General features: G+C 77.7%; 1 protein-coding gene. It reads left to right on the forward strand.

The window, feature by feature from the left end; genetic code table 11:
* Positions 1–439, forward strand: a 439-nt coding sequence (locus tag BG452_RS37215) for a DUF6542 domain-containing protein (RefSeq protein WP_188308770.1), incomplete at its 5' end; no start/stop codon positions are given.
* Positions 440–485 lie beyond the last annotated feature (46 nt).

A 485-nucleotide genomic window follows, 5' to 3' on the forward strand; every position in this document is an offset into this window, starting at 1 on the left:
CGGGGCCTCGCGCCGCCGGCAGCAGGCCCGTCGGCGCGGTGGACCGGTCGCCGCGCTCGCCGCGGTCGGACTGCCGCTGCTCGGCGGGATCGCCGACGAGCTGGGCGGCCCCGGGGTCGGCATCCTGTTCGCGGTCGGCGCGGTGCTCGGCACCGGCGTCGCTGCGCTGCTGTGCGGCCGGACCGGCCGCTGGTGGGTGGTGACCGCCGCTCCTGTGGTGGTGCTGCTCACGGCCTCGGGCGTCGAGTACCTGGCCAACCCCGACAAGTACCAGGGCAAGGGCCTGGGTACCGGCGCGGTGCGCTGGGTGGTCGGGGCGTTCCCCGTGATGGCGGTGGCGGTGGCCGTCGCGCTGCTGGTCATCGTGGTGCGGACGGTGCTCGACCGCCGTAGGCCCGCCCGGTCGGGTGCCCCGAACGGAAGGGGCCGCCGTGGCTGAGCGGACCGACCGCCCCGCCGAGCGGGGCCATCGACCGGCCGAGCGT

Origin of the sequence: Streptomyces sp. CBMA123, assembly GCF_014596465.1 — a bacterium.
Classification (GTDB): domain Bacteria; phylum Actinomycetota; class Actinomycetes; order Streptomycetales; family Streptomycetaceae; genus Kitasatospora.